The following is a 22,353-nucleotide window of genomic DNA, read 5'->3' on the forward strand; positions in this document are numbered from 1 at the left end:
TGCCTACGAGTCGGTGGTCCCGTACCGCGTACGGACACGGGCCTTGAGGAGCTTTCCGGAGGCGGTGCGCGGGAGTTCGTCCACGACGACCACCGACTTCGGGATCTTGTACTTGGCGAGGCTTCCGGCGAGCGAGGCGAGGACCTCGTCCGGGTCGAGCTCGACGCCCTCGCGGGGGACGACGACCGCGCGCGGCACCTCGCCCCACTTGTCGTCGGCGACACCGATGACGGCGCACTCGACGATGCCGGGGTGGCCGAGGAGCAGGTCCTCGATCTCGGCGGGGTAGATGTTCTCGCCTCCCGAGATGATCATGTCCTTGATGCGGTCGACGATGAAGACATAGCCGTCCTCGTCGACCCGGGCGGCGTCCCCGCTGCGGAACCAGCCGTCGGCGAACACGGCGGCCGTCTCGTCGGGCAGGCCCCAGTACCCGGGCATGACGTGCGGCCCGCGGACGACGACCTCGCCCGTCTCCCCGATGCCGACCGGCGTGAAGTCGGGCCGTACGACCCGCACATCACTGAAGAAGTGCGGCACGCCCGCCGAGCCCGCCTTGCCGACCGCGTGTTCCGCGTCCAGGAAGAGGGTGCCGGGCGACGCCTCGGTCATGCCGTAGCCCTGGAGGAAGGTGAGCCCGCGCTCCTGGTAGGCGGCGATGAGCGGGGTCGGTACGGGTGAGCCGCCGCAGGTGAGGATGCGCAGCGAGGACAGGTCGGCGTCGGCCCACCGGGGATGCCGGGCCACCTGGTCGAACATGGTCGGCACGCCGAACATGAAGGTGATCCGGTGCCGTTCGATCAGGTCGAGGGTCGCCGCCGGGTCGAAGGACTCGACCAGGACGCAGGTGCCGCCCTTGAGCAGCACCGGAAGGGTCAGCATGTTCAGCCCGGCCGTGTGGAACAACGGGGCACAGACCAGGGCGCGTTCGTCGGCGGTCAGGTCGTGGTCGACGAGGACGTTGACCGCGTTCCAGATCAGATTGCCGTGGGTGAGCATCGCGCCCTTGGGGCGGCCCGTCGTGCCCGAGGTGTACATGATGACGCACATGTCGTCGGCGGTGACGGGCTGGTCGATCGGTTCCTCGGCGGCTCGGTCGATCAACTCCTCGTACCGGGAGCCGACTTCGACGAACGTCCGGACGTGCGCATGGCCCGGCAGCCCCGCGACGAGACCGGCCGTCGAGGGCGCGTACACGAGGACCTTGGCGCCCGAGTCGCTGAGCTGGTAGGCGATCTCGGGTCCGGCGAGGCGTGGGTTGAGCGGCACGAAGACCGCACCGAGCGTGCCCGCCGCGAAGAGGGTTTCGAGGTAGGAGGGGTGGTTGGGGCCGAGATAGGCGATGCGGTCGCCGCGGCGCAGTCCGAGCGCGCGCAGCGCGTGGGCGAGGCGGGTGGTGCGGGCGTACAGCTCGGCATAGCCGACGGTGGTGTCGCCGTGGATCAGGGCGGTGCGGTGCGGGGTCTTGCGGGCCCGGCGTGCGGGCCACGACCCCAGTCCCTCATTGCGCATCTGTGGCCCCTTACGGTGTCAGCCCGAGCAGCCGGGCGGCGTTCTCCTTGAGGATCTTCGGCTTGACCTCGTCCTTGATCGTCAGCTTGTCGAAGTCGGCGAGCCAGCGGTCGGGGGTGAGGACGGGGTAGTCGGAGCCGAAGAGCACCTTGTCCTTGAGCAGCGTGTTGGCGTACTGCACGAGTTGCGGCGGGAAGTACTTGGGCGACCAGCCGGACAGGTCGATGTGCACGCCCGGCTTGTGGGTGGCGACGGCCAGCGCCTCGTCCTGCCAGGGGAAGGAGGGGTGCGCCAGGATGATCTTGAGGTGCGGGAAGTCGGCGGCCACGTCGTCCACGTGCAGGGGGTTGGAGTACTTCAGCCGGATGCCGCCGCCGCCCGGTACCCCGGCCCCGATCCCCGTCTGCCCGGTGTGGAAGAGGGCGATCGTGCCGGTCTCCTCGATCACCTCGTACAGGTCGTACGCCACCGACCTGTCGTTGGGGAAGAAGCCCTGGATGCTGGGGTGGAACTTGAAGCCCTTCACTCCGTACTCCTCGACCAGCCGGCGGGCCTGCTTGACGCCCGCCTTGCCGCGGAAGGGGTCGATGGAGGCGAAGGGGATCAGCACGTCGGGGTGGGCGGCGGCGGCCTCGGCGACCTCCTCGTTCGGGACGGGCGCGGTGCCGGTGGCGGACTCGGCGTCCACCGTGAAGATCACGGCGGCCATCCCGCGTTCGCGGTAGTACGCGGCCGTCTCCTCCAGGGTGGGCTTCCGTTTGCCCTCGACCTTGAAGTAGGCGCTGGAGGCGTCGTGCAGATCGTCGTCGAGCGAGGAGTGGCCCTTCGAGGACACCTCCGCGTGGGTGTGGACGTCGATCGCGACGAGTTCGTTCAGGTCCATCACGCCTCCGGAAGTTTCGGCGCGGGGATCCCGACGGTCTGCGGCTCGGCGCCGACCGACGTGGCCCAGGCGTCGGCCAGGGTGTCGGGGGTCCAGCCGCCGTCCGCGTACGCCGCCCTGACCTCCTGGGGGTGCGACCAGAGTGCCACCTTGTCACCGCCGATGCCGATGGCCTGGCCGGTGACCCCGCGGGCGGCGTCGGAGGCGAGGAACGGGACGAGGGCGGCGCAGTCCTCGGGGGTGCCGAAGCCCTCGCCCTTGCGGAGGAAGTCGGGCAGCGGCTCGCCGCTCCTCATGGCCTCGACGTACGGGGCGAACGCGGGGATGGTCTCGGTCATCGCGGTGGCGGCGACCGGCACGATCGCGTTGACGGTGATGCCCGCGCGGCCCAACTCCATCGACCAGGTACGGGCCATGGCGGCGATGCCCGCCTTCGCGGCGGCGTAGTTCGTCTGGCCGAAGTTCCCGCGCTGCCCGGCCGGCGAGCCGACCAGGATCAGCGAGCCGCCCTCGCCCTGCTCACGCATGCGCACGGCGGCGGCGCGGGCGCAGGTGAAGGTGCCCTTGAGATGCGTGGTGATCACCGCGTCGAAGTCCTCGTCGGTCATCTTCCACAGCACCTTGTCGCGCAGGATGCCCGCGTTGGTGACCAGGATGTCGAGCCGTCCGAACTCCTCCACCGCACGGGCGACGAGCCGGTCGGCCGCCTCGGTGGTGCCGACCGGGACCACCTCGGCCACGGCCTTGCCACCCGCTGCGGTGATGGACTTCGCGGCCTGCTCGGCCACGGCCTCGTCGACGTCGTTGACGACCACGCGGGCGCCGACGGCCGCAAGGGCGTGTGCGTAGGCCAGGCCGAGGCCACGGCCGCTGCCGGTGACGACGGCCACCTTGCCGGTGAGATCGATGCTGGGCACGAGGGGGTCCCTTCGACGCTGAGGGTCCAAAGCGCGGCTTGCGATGCCGGGCTGCGGCTACGAGATCGAAGCTAAGGACAATCATTGTTGACGTCAATAGTTGTTGCCGACTCATCCGTGCGGCATGCTGTACGCAGTGCGACATCGCGCCGTACCCGGCACGAAGGAACCGCCCCGCCCGGGGCCCGGCCCAGGGAGCCCGTCATCGCAGGCCAGCAGCACGCCACCAGCCCGCCCACCGGCCCCGCCCCCATCGACGCCCAGGAGCCGTGGATGCGCGGACTGCACGCCGACACCGGATATCTGCTGTACCGGCTGGGCCTTCGCTCCGGGCAGCTGTTCAACACCTTCCTCCAGGAGTCGGGGCTGCGGCTGCGCCACTACGCACTGCTGCGCTTCCTGGCCACCTCCGAGGGCGCGCTCCAGCGGGAGCTGAGCTCGCGGCTCGGCTACGACCCGAGCGCGATCGTCGGACTCGTCGACGACCTGGAGAAGCTCGGTTTCGCCGAACGCCGCCCGTCGCCGGACGACCGCCGCAGCCGGATCGTCGTACTCACGGACGACGGCCGGGCGTTCCTGCGCGACACGGACGAGGCGGGCCTGCGCGTCACGAACGACCTGCTCCAGCCGCTCGCCCCCGCCGAGCGGGACGTCCTGCACACGCTCCTGCAACGGGTCGCGGAAGCTGAACTGAACTCATGACCACGCTGTCCGCGCCCGACCGTCTGCTCGCCGTGCTCGCCGCCTTCGACCACCAGCACGCGGCACTCTCCCTGACGGGAATCAGCCGCCGGGCCGGACTCACCCTCACCACCGCGCACCGGCTGGTGGGCGCCCTCACCGACTGGGGCGCACTGGAGCGGGACGCGGACGGCGTCTACCACGTGGGTCTGCGCCTCTGGGAGGTCGCGGCCCTCGCACCCCGTGGCCTGGCCCTCCGCCAGATCGCGCTGCCGTACCTGGAGGACCTGTACGAGGCCACGCACGAGAACGTGCAGATGGCGGTCCGCGACGGCTCCGAGGTCGTCTACATCGAGTGGATCTCCGCACGCTCCGCGGTCGGTGTACGTATCCAGGTGGGCGCCCGCTGGCCGCTGCACGCGACGGGCGTGGGCCTCGCGCTGCTGGCCCACGGCGATTCCGCGTCCCAAGAGGCCTACTGTTCAGGGCCGTTGGCCGCGTTCACCCCGCACACCCTCACCGACGGGGCCCGCCTGCGCCGCGCGCTCGCCGAAGTCCGGCACACCGGCGTGGCGGTGAGCAGCCGTCAGGTCACCGACGACGCCCTGTCGGTCGCCGCTCCGGTGCGCGGCGCGGGTGGCGCGGTGGTCGCGGCCGTCTCCGTCGTGGTCCCCGAACACGACTCCCAGGTACCGGCGTTGGTTCCGGCGGTACGGCTGGCGGCGCGGGGGATCTCCCGCGCCCTGGGGTGGCAGCCGCGGACACGGCCCGAGCCGGGCACCTGAGGCTCCCTGGAGGGCCCTCGGCGATGAGGCCGGCGGAGGTTCAACTGCCCGCCGGCTTCGCTGACGGCACCCAAGGACTACGTAGGGAAGGACGATTCTCAGGTCCTCTTCACGCACATCTCAGGCGGCAGCCCCGGATTTCAAAGAATCGCCCAAGGAAGGCGGCGCAGGATGCACCAGCAGTCGTGGTGGTCATCCAGGAAAGGCGTGCCGTGGGCTTCGCGAAGAATTCGAACCGGTCCGAGCGGCGGAGGGCGAACCGGTCCGAACGGCGGACGGCGAACCGGTCCGAACGGCAGGCCTGGTCGCGGCGCGGGGTGCTGGCCGCCCTCGGCGCCGTGCCGGCCGTGGGCATCCTCGCGGGCTGCAGCGGCTCGGCGGACGCCTCGGAGGGAACGGACGCCAAGGCGGGCTCGACGGCGGACGCGAGCACGAAAGCCGAGGTCAAGACCCCGACCGTGACCGTCACCCCGGCCGACGGCACGAAGAAGGCCGGTTTCACGAGCCCGGTCGAGGTCACCGTCAGCCACGGCACCCTCGCGAGCGTCGAGGTCAGCGGAAACGACGGCTCCACCCTGGCCGGATCCTTCGATGACGCCCGTACGAAATGGACGTCCACGAAAAACCCCTACTCGGGCACCAAATACACGGTCACGGCCACGCCGAAGGGCGCCGCCGCACAGAGCGCGAGCTTCGTCACCAAGCAGCCCTCGGAAACGTTCGTGGGCTATTTCACGCCCGAGGCGAATTCGACCTCCGGTGTCGGCATGCCCGTGTCGATCAACTTCACCGAGGCCGTGAAGGACCGGGCCGCCGTGGAAAAGGCGATCACGGTGACGGCGGAGCCCGCGGTCGAGGTGGTCGGCCACTGGTTCAGCGACACTCGCCTCGACTTCCGGCCCGAGGAGTACTGGGCCGCGGGCACGAAGATCACGCTGAGCCTGCGTCTCAAGGACGTCGAAGGCGCGACCGGCGTCTACGGCACCCAGTCCAAGGACGTCACCTTCCACATCGGCCGCCGTCAGATCAGCACGGTCGACCTGGCGAAGAAGACCATGACCGTCGAGCGCGACGGCTCCGCCCTCGCCACCTACCCGGTGAGCGGTGGCGACGCCGACCACACCACCTGGTCCGGGATCATGGTGATCAGCGAGCGGTTCAAGCAGACCCGGATGGAGTCCTCGACCGTCGGGCTCGGCGACGAGTACGACATCTCGGACGTCCCGCACGCCCAGCGCCTGACCACCTCCGGCACCTTCATCCACGGCAACTACTGGGCCTCGACCTCGGTCTTCGGCTCCACCAACACCAGCCACGGATGTGTCGGCCTGCACGACGCCAAGGGCGCGAACGACAGCTCCGTGCCGGGCTACAAGTTCTATGCCAGTTCGATGCTCGGGGATGTCGTCGTCGTCAAGAACTCGGGCGAGAAGACCGTCGAGGCCTCCAACGGCCTCAACGGCTGGAACCTGTCCTGGTCGGACTGGAAGGCGGGCAGCGCCCTCTAGGCAGGGCCCCGCGCATCCCACTCTTCATTGCATGAACTCCCGTACAGGGAAAGGAGTTTCTCGGCTTTACCTCTTGACGCTCGGAGTGACAGAGAGCACATTGGCCGCGCACCTTGCTTGAGAGCGCTCTCACGCAGCACCCGCGCACCCCCACTCCGTACCGAAGAGGCATTCATGAGTGAACCCTCCGGCGCACCTGTCAGACGCGGCCCCCTGCGGCGCATCATCCTGGCCGCGGTCGGCACACTGACCCTGGCCGTGGCCGCGGTCCTCCCCGCGAACGCGTCCGCGCCCACTCCCCCGGCCGGCTGGTCCCAGGTCTTCGTCGACGACTTCAACGGGGCGGCCGGCTCCGGCGTCAACACCTCCAACTGGCAGTACGACACCGGCACCAGTTACCCGGGCGGCGCCGCCAACTGGGGCACCGGCGAGGTCGAGACGATGACCTCAAGCACCAACAACGTGGCGCTCGACGGCAACGGCAACCTTTTGATCACCCCGCGCCGGGACGCCTCCGGCAACTGGACCTCGGGCCGTATCGAGACCACTCGCACCGACTTCCAGCCGCCCGCGGGCGGCAAACTCCGCGTCGAGGCGCGCCTCCAGATGCCGAACGTGACCGGCGCCGCCGCCAAGGGCTACTGGCCCGCCTTCTGGACGCTGGGCGCGCCCTACCGCGGCAACTACCAGAACTGGCCGAGCGTCGGCGAGCTGGACATCATGGAGAACGTCCAGGGCCTCAACACCGAGTGGGCCACCATGCACTGCGGCACCAACCCGGGCGGCCCGTGCAACGAGACCAGCGGCATCGGCGGCAACACCCCGTGCGCCGGAACCACATGTCAGGCCGGCTTCCACACGTACGCCATGGAGTGGGACCGCTCGACGAGCCCCGAGGAGATCCGCTTCTACCTCGACGGCGTCAACTTCCATACGGTCAAGGCGAACCAGGTCGACGCGACCACCTGGGCGAACGCCACCAACCACGGCTACTTCGTCATCCTGAACGTGGCGATGGGCGGCGGTTTCCCCGACGCGTTCGGCGGGGGCCCGGACAGCGGCACCGAGCCCGGCCACCCGCTGGTCGTGGACTACGTCCAGGTGCTGCAGGCCAGTGGGAGCGGTACCACACCGCCTCCGACGGGCAACCGTGACGCCTACAGCGCCATCCAGGCCGAGTCGTACGACAGCCAGTCGGGCACCATCACCGAGGCCACCACGGACACCGGCGGCGGCCAGGACATCGGCTCGCTGGCCAACGGAGACTGGGCGCTGTACAAGGGCGTCAATTTCGGCTCCACGGCGGCCACACAGTTCATCGGGCGCGTAGCGAGCGGTGCGGCGAGCGGGGTCAGCGGTCTGGTCGAGGTGCGCCTCGACAGCCGTACGAGCACCCCCATCGGCAGTTTCGCGGTGGGCAACACCGGCGGCTGGCAGAGCTGGCGGACGGTCCCGGCCAACATCACCGGCGTCACCGGCACTCACGACGTCTATCTGACCTTCACCAGCGGCCAGTCGGCCGACTTCGTGAACGTCAACTGGTTCGACTTCGGCCACTGACGAGGAGGTTCCTCGGCGAACGGTACGAGGAGTGAAGGGGCGGGCCCGCGGGCCCGCCCCTTTTCCTGGGCGCGGTCTCAGCTTGTCTTCGGCACGGACTCAGCGCAGCTCCGCCCGGAACACCACCGGGCTCGTGCCCGTGTGCAGGTGGAAGAACTTGGAGAAGTTCGCCGAGTCGGGGAAGCCCACGGCGACGCCGATGCGGCCGATGGGCATCTCCGTGTGGGCCAGCAGCCGCTTGGCTTCCAGGACCACGCGCTTGTCGATGAATCCCTTCGGGGTCTCCCCGGTGGCCGCGCGCACCGCGCGGACCAGGGTGCGGCGGGAGTAGCCGAGGGCGTCGGCGTACGCGCTGACGCTGTGGTTGGTGGCGAAGTCCTTCTCGACCGCGTCCCGGAAGCGCGTGAAGGTGGTGTCGGTCTGCCCGCGGGCCGCCTCCGCGGAGCTGGCCGCGAGGTGGGCGAGGCGCAGCAGGAACGCGGTCAGGGAGTGCCGCAGCACCGAGGTGTGCAGGCTGAGCGGGAGCGTGGTGGTGTCGACGTACTCGCGCTCCAGCTGGGTGAGCGAGTGCTCCAGGGCGGCCAGTTGGGCGGCGCCGGGGCGCAGCAGCGGCGGCTGGTCGTAGCGGTAGAGACCGGTCGCCTCGACGGTCGCGCGCGGCAGGAAGCCGGGCTGCATGATCAGGGCGGTGCCGCGGTAGCGGTCGGTGGGGGAGAAACGGTGCACCTGACCGGGCCGGATCCACAGGATGTCGCCCGCGGACACCTCGTACTCGGCGAAGTCGATCATGTGTCTGACCGGGCCCTCGTGGAAGAGCATCACGACGTGGAAGTCGATGCGGTGTACGCGTTCCAGCGGGGCGTCCGCGTGCCAGACGCGACCGGTCCCCATCGCGCCGACCTGCATACCGACGCCGGACAGGCTCAGATCGACCGGGAAGGGGAAGGTCCTGATCCCGTCCTGGGTCCCGCCTTCGCCCCCGGCTCCGCCTTGGGTGGTTCTGTCCGCCATGTCCCTCTCGCGTCGACTCGCTCCAGCACTCCGTGTCCCACTTTCACCGAAGGCTGACACACGGGCACCTTCCCCGGCAAAAGTCAGACTTTTAGTTTTGAAGGCGTTCCACCAGCGATTCCAGATCCAGTGAGGACTTCTTGAAGATGAGTACGCAGAGCCCCGACGGCTTCGAATGGACCGAGCTCGACCGGCGGGCCGTCGACACCGCCCGCATCCTGGCCGCTGACGCCGTGCAGAAGGTCGGAAACGGCCATCCGGGCACCGCGATGAGCCTGGCCCCGGCCGCGTACACGATCTTTCAGAAGGTGATGCGACACGACCCCGCCGACCCGGAGTGGAGCGGCCGCGACCGGTTCGTCCTGTCCCCCGGTCACACCTCGCTGACCCTTTACACTCAGCTCTTCCTCTCCGGGTACGAGCTCGGGCTGGACGATCTGAAGGCGTTCCGCACGCACGGTTCGAAGACTCCGGGTCACCCCGAGTACGGGCACACCGCGGGCGTGGAGACCACCACCGGTCCGCTGGGGCAGGGTGTCGCGAACGCGGTGGGCATGGCGATGGCCGCCCGTTACGAGCGTGGCCTGTTCGACCCCGAGGCGCCGGAGGGTGAGTCGCCCTTCGACCACACCATCTGGGGCATCGTCTCGGACGGCGACCTGGAGGAGGGCATCTCCGCCGAGGCCTCCTCCCTCGCGGGACACCAGAAGCTGGGCAACCTGGTCTTCGTCTACGACGACAACCACATCTCCATCGAGGGCGACACCGCCACCGCGTTCTCCGAGGATGTGCTGAAGCGCTACGAGGCGTACGGCTGGCACGTGCAGCGCATCGAGCCCTCGGCCGACGGCGACATCGACGTCCGCGCGCTGTACACGGCGCTGAAGGCGGCGCGGGCCGAGACCGGACGGCCCTCGATCATCGCGATGCGCACGATCATCGCGTGGCCCGCGCCGAACGCTCAGAACACCGAGGCCTCGCACGGCTCCGCGCTGGGCGCGGACGAGGTCGCCGCCACCAAGCGTCTCCTGGGCTTCGACCCGGAGAAGTCCTTCGAGGTCGCGGGCGAGGTCCTCGCCCACGCCCGCGAGGCCCTGGACCGGGGTGCCGAGGCGCACGCGGCCTGGGACAAGCGGATCGCCGAGTGGCGCACCGCGCAGCCCGAGCGGGCCAGGCTGTTCGACCGGATCGTCGCCGGCCAGCTTCCCGAGGGCTGGCAGGACGAGCTCCCGGCGTTCGAGGCGGGCACGTCCGTCGCCACCCGCGCCGCTTCCGGCAAGGTCCTGCAGGCGCTCGGCTCGGTGATCCCCGAACTGTGGGGCGGCTCCGCCGACCTGGCCGGTTCGAACAACACCACCATCGACAAGACGTCCTCCTTCCTGCCGAAGGGCAACCCGCTGCCGGAGGCCGACCCGTACGGCCGTACCGTCCACTTCGGCATCCGCGAGCACTCCATGGCCGCGGAGATGAACGGCATCGCGCTGCACGGCAACACCCGCATCTACGGCGGCACCTTCCTGGTGTTCTCCGACTACATGCGCAACGCCGTGCGTCTGTCCGCGCTGATGCAGCTCCCGGTCACGTACGTGTGGACGCACGACTCGATCGGCCTGGGCGAGGACGGCCCGACCCACCAGCCGGTCGAGCACCTGGCCTCGCTGCGCGCCATCCCGGGCCTGAACATCGTCCGCCCGGCCGACGCCAACGAGACCGCGATCGCCTGGGCCGAGATCCTCAAGCGGCACGCCACCAACCCCGCCCCGCACGGACTGGCCCTGACCCGCCAGGGCGTACCCACCTACGAGGCCAACTCCGAGGCCGCCAAGGGTGGTTACGTGCTGCGTGACGCCTCCACCGAGACGCCCGACCTGGTTCTGATCGCCACCGGCTCCGAGGTGCACCTCGCCGTCGAGGCGCGTGAGCTGCTGGAGGCCGAGGGAATCGGCACCCGGGTCGTGTCGATGCCGTCCGTGGAGTGGTTCGAGGAGCAGTCCCCGGAGTACCGGGCGAGCGTCCTTCCGCCGTCCGTGAAGGCCCGCGTGGCGGTCGAGGCGGGCATCGGCCTGACCTGGTACCGCTACGTCGGTGACCACGGACGCATCGTCTCGCTCGAGCACTTCGGCGCTTCCGCCGACGCCAAGACCCTGTTCGCCGAGTTCGGTTTCACCGCCGAGAACGTCGCCGCCGCCGCGCGGGAATCCCTCACCGCCGCCCGCGGCTGATCCGTTCGCACGAAGGAAGATGATCACTGTGACCGAAGCAACCGCGACCGCGGTAACCCTGAAGCGCCTCTCCGACGAAGGCGTCTCCATCTGGCTGGACGACCTCTCCCGCAAGCGCATCGCCTCCGGCAACCTCGCCGAACTCGTCCAGACCAGGCACGTGGTGGGCGTCACCACCAACCCCTCCATCTTCCAGGCCGCCATCGGCTCCGGTGAGGGGTACGAGGAGCAGCTCGCCGACCTGGCCGAGCGCGGCGTGACGGTCGACGAGGCCGTCCGGATGATGACGACGGCCGATGTCCGCGCCGCCGCCGACATCCTGCGCCCGGTCCACGACGCGACCGCCGGCCGTGACGGCCGGGTCTCCATCGAGGTCGACCCGCGCCTCGCCCACAACACCGGCGCGACCGTCGCCGAGGCCAAGCAGCTCGCCTGGCTCGTCGACCGCCCGAACGTGATGATCAAGATCCCGGCGACGAAGGCCGGTCTCCCGGCGATCACCGAGGTCATCGGCCTCGGCATCAGCGTCAACGTCACGCTGATCTTCTCCCTGGAGCGCTACCGCGAGGTGATGGACGCCTACCTGGCGGGCCTGGAGAAGGCCAAGGCTGCGGGCATCGACCTGGCCACCATCCACTCCGTCGCCTCCTTCTTCGTCTCCCGCGTCGACAGCGAGATCGACAAGCGGCTGACGAAGGTCGGGACCGACGAGGCCCTCGCGCTCAAGGGCAGGGCGGCGCTCGCCAACGCGCGGCTCGCCTACCAGGCGTACGAAGAGGTGTTCGCCTCCGCCCGCTGGACCGCGCTCGCTCCGGCCGGCGCCAACAAGCAGCGCCCGCTGTGGGCCTCGACGGGCGTCAAGGACCCCTCGTACAAGGACACGTTGTACGTCGACGAGCTGGTCGCGCCGGGCACGGTCAACACCATGCCGGAGGCGACGCTCAACGCCACGGCCGACCACGGTGACATCCACGGCGACGCGGTGACCGGCGGCTACGCCCAGGCGCGCGCCGACCTGGCCGCCGTGGAAGGGCTCGGGATCTCCTACGACGAGGTGGTCGACCTGCTGGAGGACGAGGGCGTCTCGAAGTTCGAGGCGGCCTGGGGTGATCTGCTCGACGCGGTCGCGACTTCGCTGAGCAGCAAGGGAGTTGAGGGGGAATGACGGAGCATGAAGCGCTTCCCGACGGTAACCCGCAGGATGCGGCCACCACGCCGGAGGGACCTGGTGACGCGACCGTGGAGCCGGTCGATGTGAAGGCGGACGACGTGAAGCCGGTCGATGTGAAGCCGGTCGATGTGAAGGCAGCCGATGTGAAGGCGGAGGCCAAGAGCAACGGCCCCGTTCCGATGGCGGAATGGGAGAACCCGCTCCGCGACCCCCGCGACCGCCGCCTCCCCCGTATCGCGGGTCCCTCGGGCCTCGTCATCTTCGGTGTCACCGGCGACCTGTCCCGCAAGAAGCTGATGCCGGCCGTCTACGACCTCGCCAACCGCGGGCTGCTGCCGCCGGGCTTCTCGCTCGTCGGGTTCGCCCGCCGCGACTGGGAGGACGAGGACTTCGCGCAGATCGTGCACGACTCGGTGAAGGAACACGCGCGCACCCCCTTCCGGGAGGAGGTCTGGCAGCAACTCGCCGAGGGCATGCGATTCATCCCGGGCACCTTCGACGACGACAAGGCGTTCACGCAGCTGCGCTCCGCCATCGAGGAGCTGGACGCGGCCAGGGGCACCAGCGGCAACTACGCGTTCTATCTCTCCGTGCCCCCGAAGTTCTTCCCGAAGGTCGTCCAGCAGCTCAAGAAGCACGGGCTCGCCAGCCCGCCGGAGGGTTCCTGGCGGCGCGCGGTCATCGAGAAGCCGTTCGGCCACGACCTCGAGAGCGCGCGCGAGCTGAACGCGCTCGTGCACGACGTGTTCGACCCGGAGCAGGTCTTCCGCATCGACCACTACCTCGGCAAGGAGACCGTCCAGAACATCCTGGCGCTCCGCTTCGCCAACCAGATGTACGAGCCGATCTGGAACCGGTCGTACGTCGACCACGTGCAGATCACCATGGCCGAGGACATCGGCATCGGCGGCCGGGCCGGCTACTACGACGGCATCGGTTCGGCCCGTGACGTGATCCAGAACCACCTGCTCCAGCTGATGGCGCTGACCGCCATGGAGGAGCCGATCGCCTTCGACGCCGAGTCGCTGCTGACCGAGAAGCTCAAGGTCCTCAAGTCGGTGAAGCTGCCGGAGAACCTGGGCGAGCACACCGTGCGCGGCCAGTACGCGGCGGCCTGGCAGGGCGGCGAGAAGGTGCGCGGCTATCTGCAGGAGGAGGGCATCGACCCCAAGTCGACGACCGACACCTACGCGGCCGTCAAGCTGGAGGTCGACAACCGCCGCTGGGCGGGCGTCCCCTTCTATCTGCGCACCGGCAAGCGCCTCGCCCGGCGGGTGACGGAGATCGCGGTCGTCTTCCAGCGCGCCCCGCACTCACCGTTCGACTCGACCGCCACCGAGGAGCTCGGCCAGAACGCGATCGTCATCCGCGTCCAGCCCGACGAGGGCATGACGGTGCGCTTCGGATCGAAGGTCCCGGGTACGTCGATGGAGATCCGGGACGTCACGATGGACTTCGCCTACGGCGAGTCGTTCACCGAGTCCAGCCCGGAGGCGTACGAACGGCTGATTCTGGATGTCCTGCTCGGCGACGCCAATCTCTTCCCCCGTCACCAGGAGGTGGAAGAGTCCTGGAAGGTCCTCGACCCGATCGAGGACTACTGGGAGACCCATGGCAAGCCCGCGCAGTACCCCTCGGGCAGCTGGGGTCCGAAGGAAGCCGACGAGATGCTCGCACGAGACGGACGGAGCTGGCGCAGGCCATGAAGATCGACCTGACCGACACCACGGCAAGCAAGATCAACAAGGCGCTCGTGCAGGGGCGCCGCGCCATCGGCACTCCCGCCGTGGGCATGGTCCTGACGATGGTCATCGTCACCGACGAAGAGAACGCGTACGACTCGATCAAGGCCGCCGAGGAGGCCTCGCGCGAGCACCCCTCGCGCACCCTGGTCGTCATCAAGCGGCACGCCCGCACCCCGCGCGACCGCACCAACTCGCGCCTCGACGCCGAGGTCCGGGTGGGCGCCGACTCCGGCGCCGGTGAGACCGTCGTACTGCGGACCTACGGAGAGGTGTCCGACCACGCCGACTCCGTGGTGCTGCCGCTGCTGCTGCCGGACGCGCCCGTCGTCGTCTGGTGGCCGGTGGACGCCCCCGAGGTGCCCGCCAAGGACCCGCTGGGCGCCCTCGCACAGCGCAGGATCACCGACATGTACGCCGTCGAGGCGCCGCTCACGGCCCTGGAGGCCCGCGTCCACTCGTACGCGCCGGGCGACACCGACCTGGCGTGGACCCGGCTGACACCCTGGCGCTCGATGCTGGCCGCCGCGCTCGACCAGGCCCGTACGAAGGTGATCTCGGCCGCCGTCGAGAGCGAGGCCGACAACCCGAGCGCCGAGCTGCTCGCCCGCTGGCTGGGCGCCCGGCTCGACGTGCCGGTCGAGCGGGTCGTCACCGCCGGTCCGGTGGTGACCGCGGTACGGCTCGGCACGGAGAACGGCGAGATCGTGATCGACCGGCCCGAGGGACCGCTGGCCACCCTGTCGCTGCCGGGGCAGCCCTCCCGCACCCTCGCGCTGAAGGTGCGCAGCACTGCCGAGCTGATCGCCGAGGAGTTGCGCCGCCTCGACGCGGACGAGATGTACGCCGTCGCCCTGCGGGGCGAGGGCGGCACCAAGGAGACCCCCCGTCATGTCTGACTCCCCCAAGCTCACGCGGCGTCCGGAGTGGGTGGCCCTGGAGGACCACCGCGCGGACGGTCTGCTCCACCCGCGGCTGCGTGAGCTGTTCGCCGCCGATCCCGCCCGCGCGGAGCGCTATGTCGTGCGGGTCGGCGATCTGCGGATCGACTACTCCAAGCACCTGATCACGGACGAGACCCTCGCCCTCCTCCAGGAACTGGCCACCGCCACCGACGTGTTCGGGCTGCGGGACGCGATGTTCCGCGGTGAGCGCATCAACGTCACCGAGGACCGGGCGGTGCTGCACACCGCGCTGCGCGCCCCGCGGAACGCGGTGATCGAGGTCGACGGCGAGAACGTCGTCCCCGGCGTGCACGCCGTGCTCGACAAGATGGCCGACTTCGCCGAGCGGGTCCGTGCGGGCGAGTGGACCGGTCACACCGGCAAGCGCATCAAGAACGTCGTCAACATCGGTATCGGCGGCTCCGACCTCGGACCGGCGATGGCCTACGAGGCGCTGCGCGCCTTCACGGACCGTTCGCTGACCGTGCGGTTCGTGTCGAACGTTGACGGCGCCGATCTGCACGAGGCGACCCGGGACCTGGACCCGGCGGAAACGCTGTTCATCGTCGCCTCCAAGACCTTCACCACCATCGAGACCATCACCAACGCCACCTCGGCACGGACCTGGCTCCTCGACGCGCTGGACGGTGACGAGAAGGCCGTCGCCAAGCACTTCGTGGCGCTGTCGACGAACGCCGGGAAGGTGTCGGACTTCGGTATCGACCCGGCCAACATGTTCGGGTTCTGGGACTGGGTCGGCGGACGCTACTCCTTCGACTCGGCGATCGGTCTGTCGTTGATGATCGCGATCGGCCCGGACCGGTTCCGGGAGCTGCTCGACGGGTTCAGGCTCGTCGACGAGCACTTCCGTACGGCTCCCGCCGAGGCCAACGCACCCTTGCTCCTTGGCCTGTTGGGTGTCTGGTACGGCAACTTCTTCGACGCCCAGTCGCACGCCGTACTGCCGTACTCGCACTACCTGTCCAAGTTCACCGCCTACCTGCAACAGCTGGACATGGAGTCCAACGGCAAGTCGGTGGACCGCGACGGCGACCCGGTGGAGTGGCAGACCGGTCCGGTGGTGTGGGGCACGCCCGGGACCAACGGGCAGCACGCCTACTACCAGCTCATCCACCAGGGCACGAAGCTGATCCCGGCCGACTTCATCGGCTTCGCCAACCCGGTGGACGAGCTGGAGCCCGAACTCGCCGCCCAGCACGACCTGCTGATGGCGAACTTCTTCGCGCAGACCCAGGCCCTCGCCTTCGGCAAGACGCCGGACGAGGTGCGCGCCGAGGGTGTGCCCGAGGAACTGGTCCCGCACAAGACGTTCAAGGGCAACCACCCGACGACCACCGTCCTCGCGAGCGAGCTGACGCCGTCGGTTCTCGGCCAGCTCATCGCCCTCTACGAGCACAAGGTGTTCGTCCAGGGCGCGATCTGGAACATCGACTCCTTCGACCAGTGGGGCGTCGAGCTCGGCAAGGTCCTCGCCAAGCGGGTCGAACCCGCGCTCACCGAAGGCGCCGACGTGCCCGGCCTCGACCCCTCCACCGCCGCCCTCGTGGCCGCGTACCGCACTCTCCGAAAGAAGTGACTGTCATGCAGCTCGGACTCATCGGCCTCGGCAAGATGGGCGGCAACATGCGCGAGCGGATCCGCCGCGCGGGCCACACGGTCGTCGGCTACGACCGCAACCCCGAGGTCTCGGACGTGAGCAGCCTCACCGAACTCGTGAGCGCGCTCGAAGGCCCGCGTGTGGTGTGGGTGATGGTCCCGGCCGGCGGCGCCACGCAGTCCACCGTCGACCAGCTCGGCGAGCTCCTGGAGCCCGGCGACACCGTCGTCGACGGCGGCAACTCCCGCTGGACGGACGACGAGAAGCACGCGGAGGAACTGGCCGCCAAGGGCATCGGCTTCGTCGACGCGGGCGTCTCCGGCGGCGTGTGGGGCCTCAAGAACGGCTACGCGCTGATGGTCGGCGGCGACGCCGAGAACATCGCCAAGGTGCAGCCGGTCTTCGACGCCCTCAAGCCCGAGGGCGACGCCGGCTTCGTGCACGCCGGCAAGGTCGGCGCGGGCCACTTCTCCAAGATGGTCCACAACGGCATCGAGTACGCCATGATGCAGGCCTACGCCGAGGGCTGGGAGCTCCTGGAGAAGGTCCACTCCGTCACCGACGTGCGCGAGGTCTTCCGCTCCTGGCAGGAAGGCACCGTCATCCGCTCCTGGCTGCTCGACCTCGCCGTCAACGCCCTGGACGACGACGAGCACCTGGAGAAGCTGCGCGGCTACGCGGACGACTCCGGCGAGGGCCGCTGGACCGTCGAGGCGGCCATCGACAACGCCGTCCCGCTGCCCGCCATCACCGCCTCCCTCTTCGCCCGGTTCGCCTCCCGCCAGGACGACTCCCCGCAGATGAAGATGATCGCGGCGCTGCGCAACCAGTTCGGCGGCCACGCCGTCGAGTCGGCGAAGTAACGACCATGGGCGACCTCCTGCTGGTCCGCCACGGTGAGACCGAGTGGAGCGTGTCGGGCCAGCACACCAGCTGGACCGACCTGCCCCTCACCCAGCACGGCGAGGAACAGGCCAAGTCCCTCGCCCCGCTGCTCGCCGGCCGGACCTTCGCCCTGGCCCTGACCAGCCCGCTCGGCCGCGCGATACGCACGGCGGAACTCGCGGGCGTGTACGGGGCCGTGGCCGAGCCCGATCTGCACGAGTGGGACTACGGCGCGTACGAAGGCATCACGACCGTCGAGATACACCGCACCCGGCCCGACTGGTTCCTGTGGAACGACGGCGTGCCGCCCGGCCTCGACGGCCATCCCGGCGAGTCACCGGCGGAGGTGGGAGAGCGCGCCGACCGCGTGCTGTCCCGCGTCGGTCCTGCGCTCGCCGACGGCGACGTCATCCTCGTGGCGCACGCCCACTTCCTGCGCGTGCTGGCCGCCCGTCGGCTCGGGCTGTCCCCCGCGGACGGGCGGCTGTTCCAACTCGCGACGGGCACCGTCAGCCGGCTGTCCACCGAGCACGGGCATCCTGTGATCGCCGAGTGGAACGCCACCGGAACTTCTGCGGCGGTTCGCTAGTTTCTACATTGCTGTAGAAAACGACGAGGTCGCGGTCCGCCCTCCGGGGCGGGCCGGGCCTCTCCCCACATATGGACTTCTCATGGCCCAGTGGGACCGCGTCAAGGAGTCCGCGCCGACGGCGACTTCGACGAGACGGCCGGGACACGTGAGGTGGCTCAGGCGCCGCGCGTGGCGCGCCCTCGCCACTTCACGTACTCCGCCTCCGGGTCGCCGGTGCGCGCCCAGGGCATCCGGCTGGCGCGCACCCCCAGGGTCCGGAAGAGCGGGGCCGCGAGGTCCGACAGGCCGGCGTAACTGGCGGCATGCGCGAGGTAGTTGAGGTCGCGCACCTCCTCCGGCGTGGGCTGGCCGTCCGGGCGCGCGGTGATCCAGCGCTGCCAGGTGCGCCGTACGTCGTCGACGGCTCCTTCGTGGTTCCAGTGACCGTCGAGCCCGACGGGCGCGTCCGGCCGGCCGTTCGACCCCTCCTGGAGAAAGCGGTACTCCTCCACACGGGCGAACTGCACCAGGACCGGCAGCGCGCAGCCCGGCGGGGCGACGGCCGCGGCGTCGCGGGCGAAGTCGTACATCAGGCCGTGGGTGCCGTGCCAGCGCGCCGAGTAGTAGCGCAGTACATGAAGGTGCCCCTCGATCGTGTAGGGGTCGCGGGCGTGCAACTCGTCCCACCAGCGGCCGAGTTCCTGGCGGCGCACCCCGGCGGCGTAGAGCCGGGCGACGGAGATGAGGCAGATCCAGGGTGTGGGGTCCTCGGGGTAGGCCTCGGCGCCCTGGAGACAGGCCAACACCGCCCGGTCGACGCGCCGCTGTTCGACGGGTACGTGACCGCCCGCGGCGGTGGCGAGGCCGAAGGCCCGGGCCACCTCGGTCGCGGCCCGCAACACCAGGGCGTCGGCGCTGCGCGGCTCCGCGGCGAGCCAGGACTCGACCGCCGAGTTGCCCGCGCACGCCGGCGCGAGCAGCCGGATCCGGTGGGCGCGCACGGACCACGCGGGGCCGGTCACCCGCAGCAGATCCCGCAAGGCCTGCCAGCGCCCGTTGGCGATGTCCTTGCGTGCGGTGGTGAGGGGCGCGTCCCCGTAGTCGGGGTCGAAGTCGGGGGTGAAGCGGTCTCCCGGCATGGGCTCCCTCTCAGAACGTGAAGCACTGAAACCGGCCTCGGAGCCGGAGGCCGATTGCTCCACGTCCTGGGCAGCAGACTGGGGGCGATGCCGTGCTGCCGCTGTCATCGGCCGACGGTCGCTCCGCAGAGGTGTTCCGCGGGTGGTGTGATGATAGCGGTGGCCATGGACGTTTCAATGTCAACTGACGGGTAATATGCGCCGCCTGGGACTCGGACGAGCGGCGGCGGGACACGGCCGAGGCGTCACCGACCCGGTCGGCGCGGCAGGTGCTGCGCGGCCAGCCGCACGGGGGCGTTCCGCGCTCCGTAGCCGCGGTACCCGCCGTCACGCTGGACGAGTTCGAAGAAGACACGGCCGACCGTCTCCGTGTAGCAGTGGCGGAACTCGCCCTCCGCGTCACGGTCGTAGAGGATGCCGAGTTCGCGGTACGCCGCCGGCTCGCCGTCGGCGAACTCATACCGTGCGGCGAGGTCGTCGTAGTAGTTCGCGGGCATCGCCAGCAGCCGGCCGCCGGCCTCGCGGAAGCGGCGGGCCGCGGTGACCACGTCGTCCGTGGCGAGGGCGATGTGCTGGGCGCGGGCGCCCTCGTCGGTGGGGGCGGGCCCGACGCCGAGGGCGATACGGACGCTGCCGTCGGTGTTGGTGACCGCGCGGCTGCGGTGCAGTCCGTACGGGTCGGCGACATCGACGCTGTCCTGTGCGCTCAGCCCGAGCACACGGCGGTAAAAGAGGGCCGCCTCGTCGAACTGGTGCCAGGGCTGGGTGAGGGCCAGGTGGTCGATACGGGCCACGTACTGCGGGAGTCGTTCGTGCGGGACCGGCACGAAGTCGCCCGTCCAGCTCGCGAGTTCGGGATGCCCGGCGCGATCCGTGACGCAGAAGAAGAGTTCGGTGCCGTCGGGGGCGGCCACCGCGTCCAGCGGTGCGTCCCCGGGGCCACGGCGGCGGGGCAGGACCGGAGCGAGGAGGGATTCGGCGCGCCGGGCCGCGGCGGCCGGGTCCGGGGACTCCAGACCGACGGCGGCGAGGGAGGTGCCGTCGCGCCGGGCGGCCGGTCCGGTGTTGACGAGGACACGGGCCTCGCCCTGCTGCCAGAGGTCGACGGGCTTGCTGCGGTGCCTGGCCCTGCGGGTGAAGCCGAGGGCGCCGAGGAGCGCGGTGACGGGTTCGACGTCGGGGGTGACGAGTTCGGCGAATGCGACACCGGTCGCCGCCACGGGCGCGGGCGGGGCCGCGAGTCCCGTCGCCTCCTGGAGGACGAGGAGGGAGCGGCGCGCGTCCACGGCGGTCGGCCCGGCCTCGGCCTGCCGGAAGACGTCGTTGAAGACCTCGAGGGAGAGCGGGCCGCGGTATCCGGCCCGCAGGACGTGTCCGAGGAACCCCGCGATGTCGAAGCCGCCCTGGCCCGGGAAGCAACGGTAGTGGCGGCTCCACTGCAGGACGTCCATCGCCATCAGGGGGGCGTCGGCGAGTTGCAGGAAGAAGATCTTCTCGCCGGGGATGTCCTCGATGCCCCTGGGGTCGCCGCCGCGGGCGAGGATGTGGAAGCTGTCCAGGCAGGTGCCGAGGGCGGGGTGGTCCGCGGCTTCGACGATGCTCCAGGCGTGGTCGTAGGTACTCACATGGCGGCCCCACGCGAGCGCCTCGTAGGCGACGCGCATGCCGAAGTCCTGTGCTAGGTCCGCGAGCCGGCGCAGCTGGTCGGCCGCGAGCGCGTCGTCGTCCACGGCGAGCGGGGAGACGCTGGAGCAGACCAGGACCGTGTCGGTGCCGAGGCGGCGCATGAGTTCGAACTTGTGCCGGGCGCGGCGCAGATTGCGGGCGAACTCCTCCTCGGGCACCGCTTCGATGTCCCGCATCGGCTGGTACAGGTCGATGCTCAGACCGAGGTCCGCGGTGCGGGCCCGGATCTCCTCGGGTGTCAGGGGGCTCGCGAGCAGATCGTTCTCGAAGATCTCCACCCCGTCGAACCCGGCCCGCCCCGCAGCCGTGAGCTTCTCGGTCAGGGATCCACTGAGCGAGACAGTGGCAATGGACGTACGCATGTCGATACTCCTCAGCTATCGCTCCACACACAGGCACGGCCAGGCCCGAGCCCCGCAAGGGGCGCGGGGCTGTGGCATGCGGCGCCGCCGCGTGGGCGCCCCCCGCACCCGCGACACAACCCGAACCACCCGCCCCGCAAGGGGCGCGGGGAACTGCGCGACCAGCCCCCACGACCCCGCACCCCGCCACACAACCCGAGCCGCCCCACCCATGAAGCGCCCTCAGCCCCCAACACCCGCCACACCCGCCGGACCCGGCACACCCGCCAGCTCGGAAATGTCCGCCAGCATCCGAACAGCATCCGGCTCCCGCCCCGTGAACAGCCGAAACGCGTCCGCCGCCTGGAACACGGCCATACCCCCGCCGTCCAGCGTCGCGCAGCCCACCGCCCTGGCCGTGCGCAGCAACTCGGTCTCCAGCGGCCGGTACACCACCTCGGCGACCCACAGTCCGGGATGCAGCAGCCCGGCCGGGAACGGCAGCCCGGGATGGGCCGCCATCCCGGTGGGCGTCGCGTGCACCACCCCGTCGGCCAGGCCGAGCAGCCCCCCGAGCGCATCCGGCGTCGTGGCCGCCGCCCGCCCCGCACCGAAGTGCCGGTTCAGCCCGGCGGCAAGATCCGCCGCCCGATCCGGCATCGCGTCCACGACGGTGACGTGCCCCGCGCCCAGCGTCAGCACGGCGTGGGCGACCGCCGCCCCCGCCCCGCCCGCACCCAGCTGCACGACCCGCTCCAGCGGGACATCGGGCAGCCCGCGCGCGAAGGACGCCGCGAACCCGGTGACATCGGTGTTGTGCCCGACCGCACGGCCCCCCTCGAAGACGACGGTGTTGACCGCGCCGAGAGCCGCCGCCTGCGGAGCGAGCTCGTCGAGGTGGTCGATGACCAGTTGCTTGCAGGGATGCGTGATGTTCAGTCCGTCGAAGCCGAGGTCCCGTGCGGCACGTACGAGATCGCCCACCGCCGCCGGCCCGACGCCGAGCACGTCGATGTCGATCAGCCGGTACAGATAGCGAAGCCCCTGCCGGCCGGCCTCCCGCTCGTGCAGCGCGGGGCTGAGCGAGGGGCCGATTCCGGAACCGATGAGGCCGACGAGATACGTGTCCATGGTCACGGCGGACCTCCTGAGCGACTCGCTAATGTACGAACTAGTA

The 22,353-nt window shown here is 70.3% G+C and carries 18 protein-coding genes; 11 read left to right on the forward strand and 7 right to left on the reverse strand.

Annotated elements, in window-relative coordinates:
* Window positions 1-3: 3 nt before the first annotated feature.
* From menE to ACIQTP_RS06965, 3 genes are read right to left on the reverse strand one after another with little or no spacing between them, the layout of a single operon-like run.
* Complete coding sequence (gene menE, locus ACIQTP_RS06955; RefSeq protein ID WP_403397026.1) at window positions 4-1,512, reverse strand: o-succinylbenzoate--CoA ligase; 1,509 nt, start codon at window positions 1,510-1,512, stop codon at window positions 4-6.
* A gap of 10 nt (window positions 1,513-1,522) precedes the next feature.
* The gene (locus tag ACIQTP_RS06960; protein ID WP_403397029.1) at window positions 1,523-2,395 is read right to left on the reverse strand and encodes an amidohydrolase family protein; all 873 of its coding nucleotides are present in this window, start codon (window positions 2,393-2,395) and stop codon (window positions 1,523-1,525) included.
* Window positions 2,395-3,312 (reverse strand): SDR family NAD(P)-dependent oxidoreductase, encoded by a 918-nt coding sequence (locus tag ACIQTP_RS06965; RefSeq protein WP_402047558.1) that lies wholly within the window; start codon window positions 3,310-3,312, stop codon window positions 2,395-2,397. Before ACIQTP_RS06965 ends, ACIQTP_RS06960 begins: the two co-directional genes overlap by 1 nt.
* Window positions 3,313-3,585: 273 nt before the next feature.
* On the opposite strand from ACIQTP_RS06965, the gene ACIQTP_RS06970 reads away from it, so the two are divergent.
* The 4 genes from ACIQTP_RS06970 (at window position 3,586) to ACIQTP_RS06985 (ending at window position 7,846) form a co-directional block, all read left to right on the forward strand.
* A complete protein-coding gene (locus ACIQTP_RS06970; protein ID WP_402047555.1) occupies window positions 3,586-4,014 on the forward strand; it encodes a MarR family winged helix-turn-helix transcriptional regulator in 429 nt (142 codons plus the stop codon).
* Entirely contained in the window at window positions 4,011-4,778 is a 768-nt protein-coding gene (locus tag ACIQTP_RS06975; RefSeq protein ID WP_403397034.1) for an IclR family transcriptional regulator, read from the forward strand. The genes ACIQTP_RS06970 and ACIQTP_RS06975 overlap by 4 nt, the downstream gene beginning before the upstream one ends.
* A 317-nt stretch (window positions 4,779-5,095) precedes the next feature.
* The gene (locus ACIQTP_RS06980; protein WP_403397294.1) at window positions 5,096-6,286 is read left to right on the forward strand and encodes an Ig-like domain-containing protein; all 1,191 of its coding nucleotides are present in this window, start codon (window positions 5,096-5,098) and stop codon (window positions 6,284-6,286) included.
* A 174-nt stretch (window positions 6,287-6,460) separates the two neighbouring features.
* Complete coding sequence (locus tag ACIQTP_RS06985; protein WP_402047549.1) at window positions 6,461-7,846, forward strand: glycoside hydrolase family 16 protein; 1,386 nt, start codon at window positions 6,461-6,463, stop codon at window positions 7,844-7,846.
* A 99-nt stretch (window positions 7,847-7,945) separates the two neighbouring features.
* Here the strand turns inward: ACIQTP_RS06985 and ACIQTP_RS06990 are convergent, their stop codons facing one another.
* A complete protein-coding gene (locus tag ACIQTP_RS06990) occupies window positions 7,946-8,857 on the reverse strand; it encodes a helix-turn-helix domain-containing protein (protein ID WP_403397037.1) in 912 nt (303 codons plus the stop codon).
* Between the two features lie 146 nt (window positions 8,858-9,003).
* Here ACIQTP_RS06990 and tkt point away from each other — a divergent pair, with 146 nt between their 5' ends.
* The 7 genes from tkt (at window position 9,004) to ACIQTP_RS07025 (ending at window position 18,028) form a co-directional block, all read left to right on the forward strand.
* Window positions 9,004-11,079, forward strand: coding sequence for a transketolase (gene tkt, locus ACIQTP_RS06995; RefSeq protein ID WP_403397039.1), 2,076 nt, complete (start codon window positions 9,004-9,006; stop codon window positions 11,077-11,079).
* Window positions 11,080-11,098: 19 nt separating this feature from the next.
* Complete coding sequence (gene tal, locus ACIQTP_RS07000; protein ID WP_403397041.1) at window positions 11,099-12,244, forward strand: transaldolase; 1,146 nt, start codon at window positions 11,099-11,101, stop codon at window positions 12,242-12,244.
* Between the two features lie 185 nt (window positions 12,245-12,429).
* Window positions 12,430-13,956 carry a glucose-6-phosphate dehydrogenase gene (gene zwf / locus ACIQTP_RS07005; protein ID WP_403397296.1) on the forward strand — a complete coding sequence of 509 codons (1,527 nt, stop codon included), beginning with the start codon at window positions 12,430-12,432 and terminating at the stop codon, window positions 13,954-13,956.
* A complete protein-coding gene (gene opcA, locus ACIQTP_RS07010) occupies window positions 13,953-14,891 on the forward strand; it encodes a glucose-6-phosphate dehydrogenase assembly protein OpcA (protein ID WP_403397044.1) in 939 nt (312 codons plus the stop codon). Before zwf ends, opcA begins: the two co-directional genes overlap by 4 nt.
* Complete coding sequence (pgi, locus tag ACIQTP_RS07015; protein ID WP_403397046.1) at window positions 14,884-16,533, forward strand: glucose-6-phosphate isomerase; 1,650 nt, start codon at window positions 14,884-14,886, stop codon at window positions 16,531-16,533. The genes opcA and pgi overlap by 8 nt, the downstream gene beginning before the upstream one ends.
* A gap of 5 nt (window positions 16,534-16,538) precedes the next feature.
* Entirely contained in the window at window positions 16,539-17,417 is an 879-nt protein-coding gene (gene gnd / locus ACIQTP_RS07020) for a phosphogluconate dehydrogenase (NAD(+)-dependent, decarboxylating) (RefSeq protein WP_403397048.1), read from the forward strand.
* A 5-nt stretch (window positions 17,418-17,422) separates the two neighbouring features.
* The gene (locus tag ACIQTP_RS07025) at window positions 17,423-18,028 is read left to right on the forward strand and encodes a histidine phosphatase family protein (protein WP_403397051.1); all 606 of its coding nucleotides are present in this window, start codon (window positions 17,423-17,425) and stop codon (window positions 18,026-18,028) included.
* Between the two features lie 158 nt (window positions 18,029-18,186).
* On the opposite strand, the gene ACIQTP_RS07030 is transcribed toward ACIQTP_RS07025, so the two are convergent.
* The 3 genes from ACIQTP_RS07030 to ACIQTP_RS07040 form a co-directional block, all read right to left on the reverse strand.
* Window positions 18,187-19,149, reverse strand: a complete 963-nt coding sequence (locus tag ACIQTP_RS07030) for a hypothetical protein (RefSeq protein WP_403397054.1) — start codon at window positions 19,147-19,149, stop codon at window positions 18,187-18,189.
* A gap of 245 nt (window positions 19,150-19,394) precedes the next feature.
* Window positions 19,395-21,197, reverse strand: coding sequence for a bifunctional sugar phosphate isomerase/epimerase/4-hydroxyphenylpyruvate dioxygenase family protein (locus tag ACIQTP_RS07035; RefSeq protein ID WP_403397057.1), 1,803 nt, complete (start codon window positions 21,195-21,197; stop codon window positions 19,395-19,397).
* Between the two features lie 222 nt (window positions 21,198-21,419).
* On the reverse strand, window positions 21,420-22,307 hold the full coding sequence (locus ACIQTP_RS07040; protein WP_403397298.1) for a shikimate dehydrogenase: 888 nt from the start codon (window positions 22,305-22,307) through the stop codon (window positions 21,420-21,422).
* Window positions 22,308-22,353 lie beyond the last annotated feature (46 nt).

Source organism: Streptomyces sp. NPDC090798, from assembly GCF_044768965.1.
Lineage (GTDB): Bacteria > Actinomycetota > Actinomycetes > Streptomycetales > Streptomycetaceae > Streptomyces.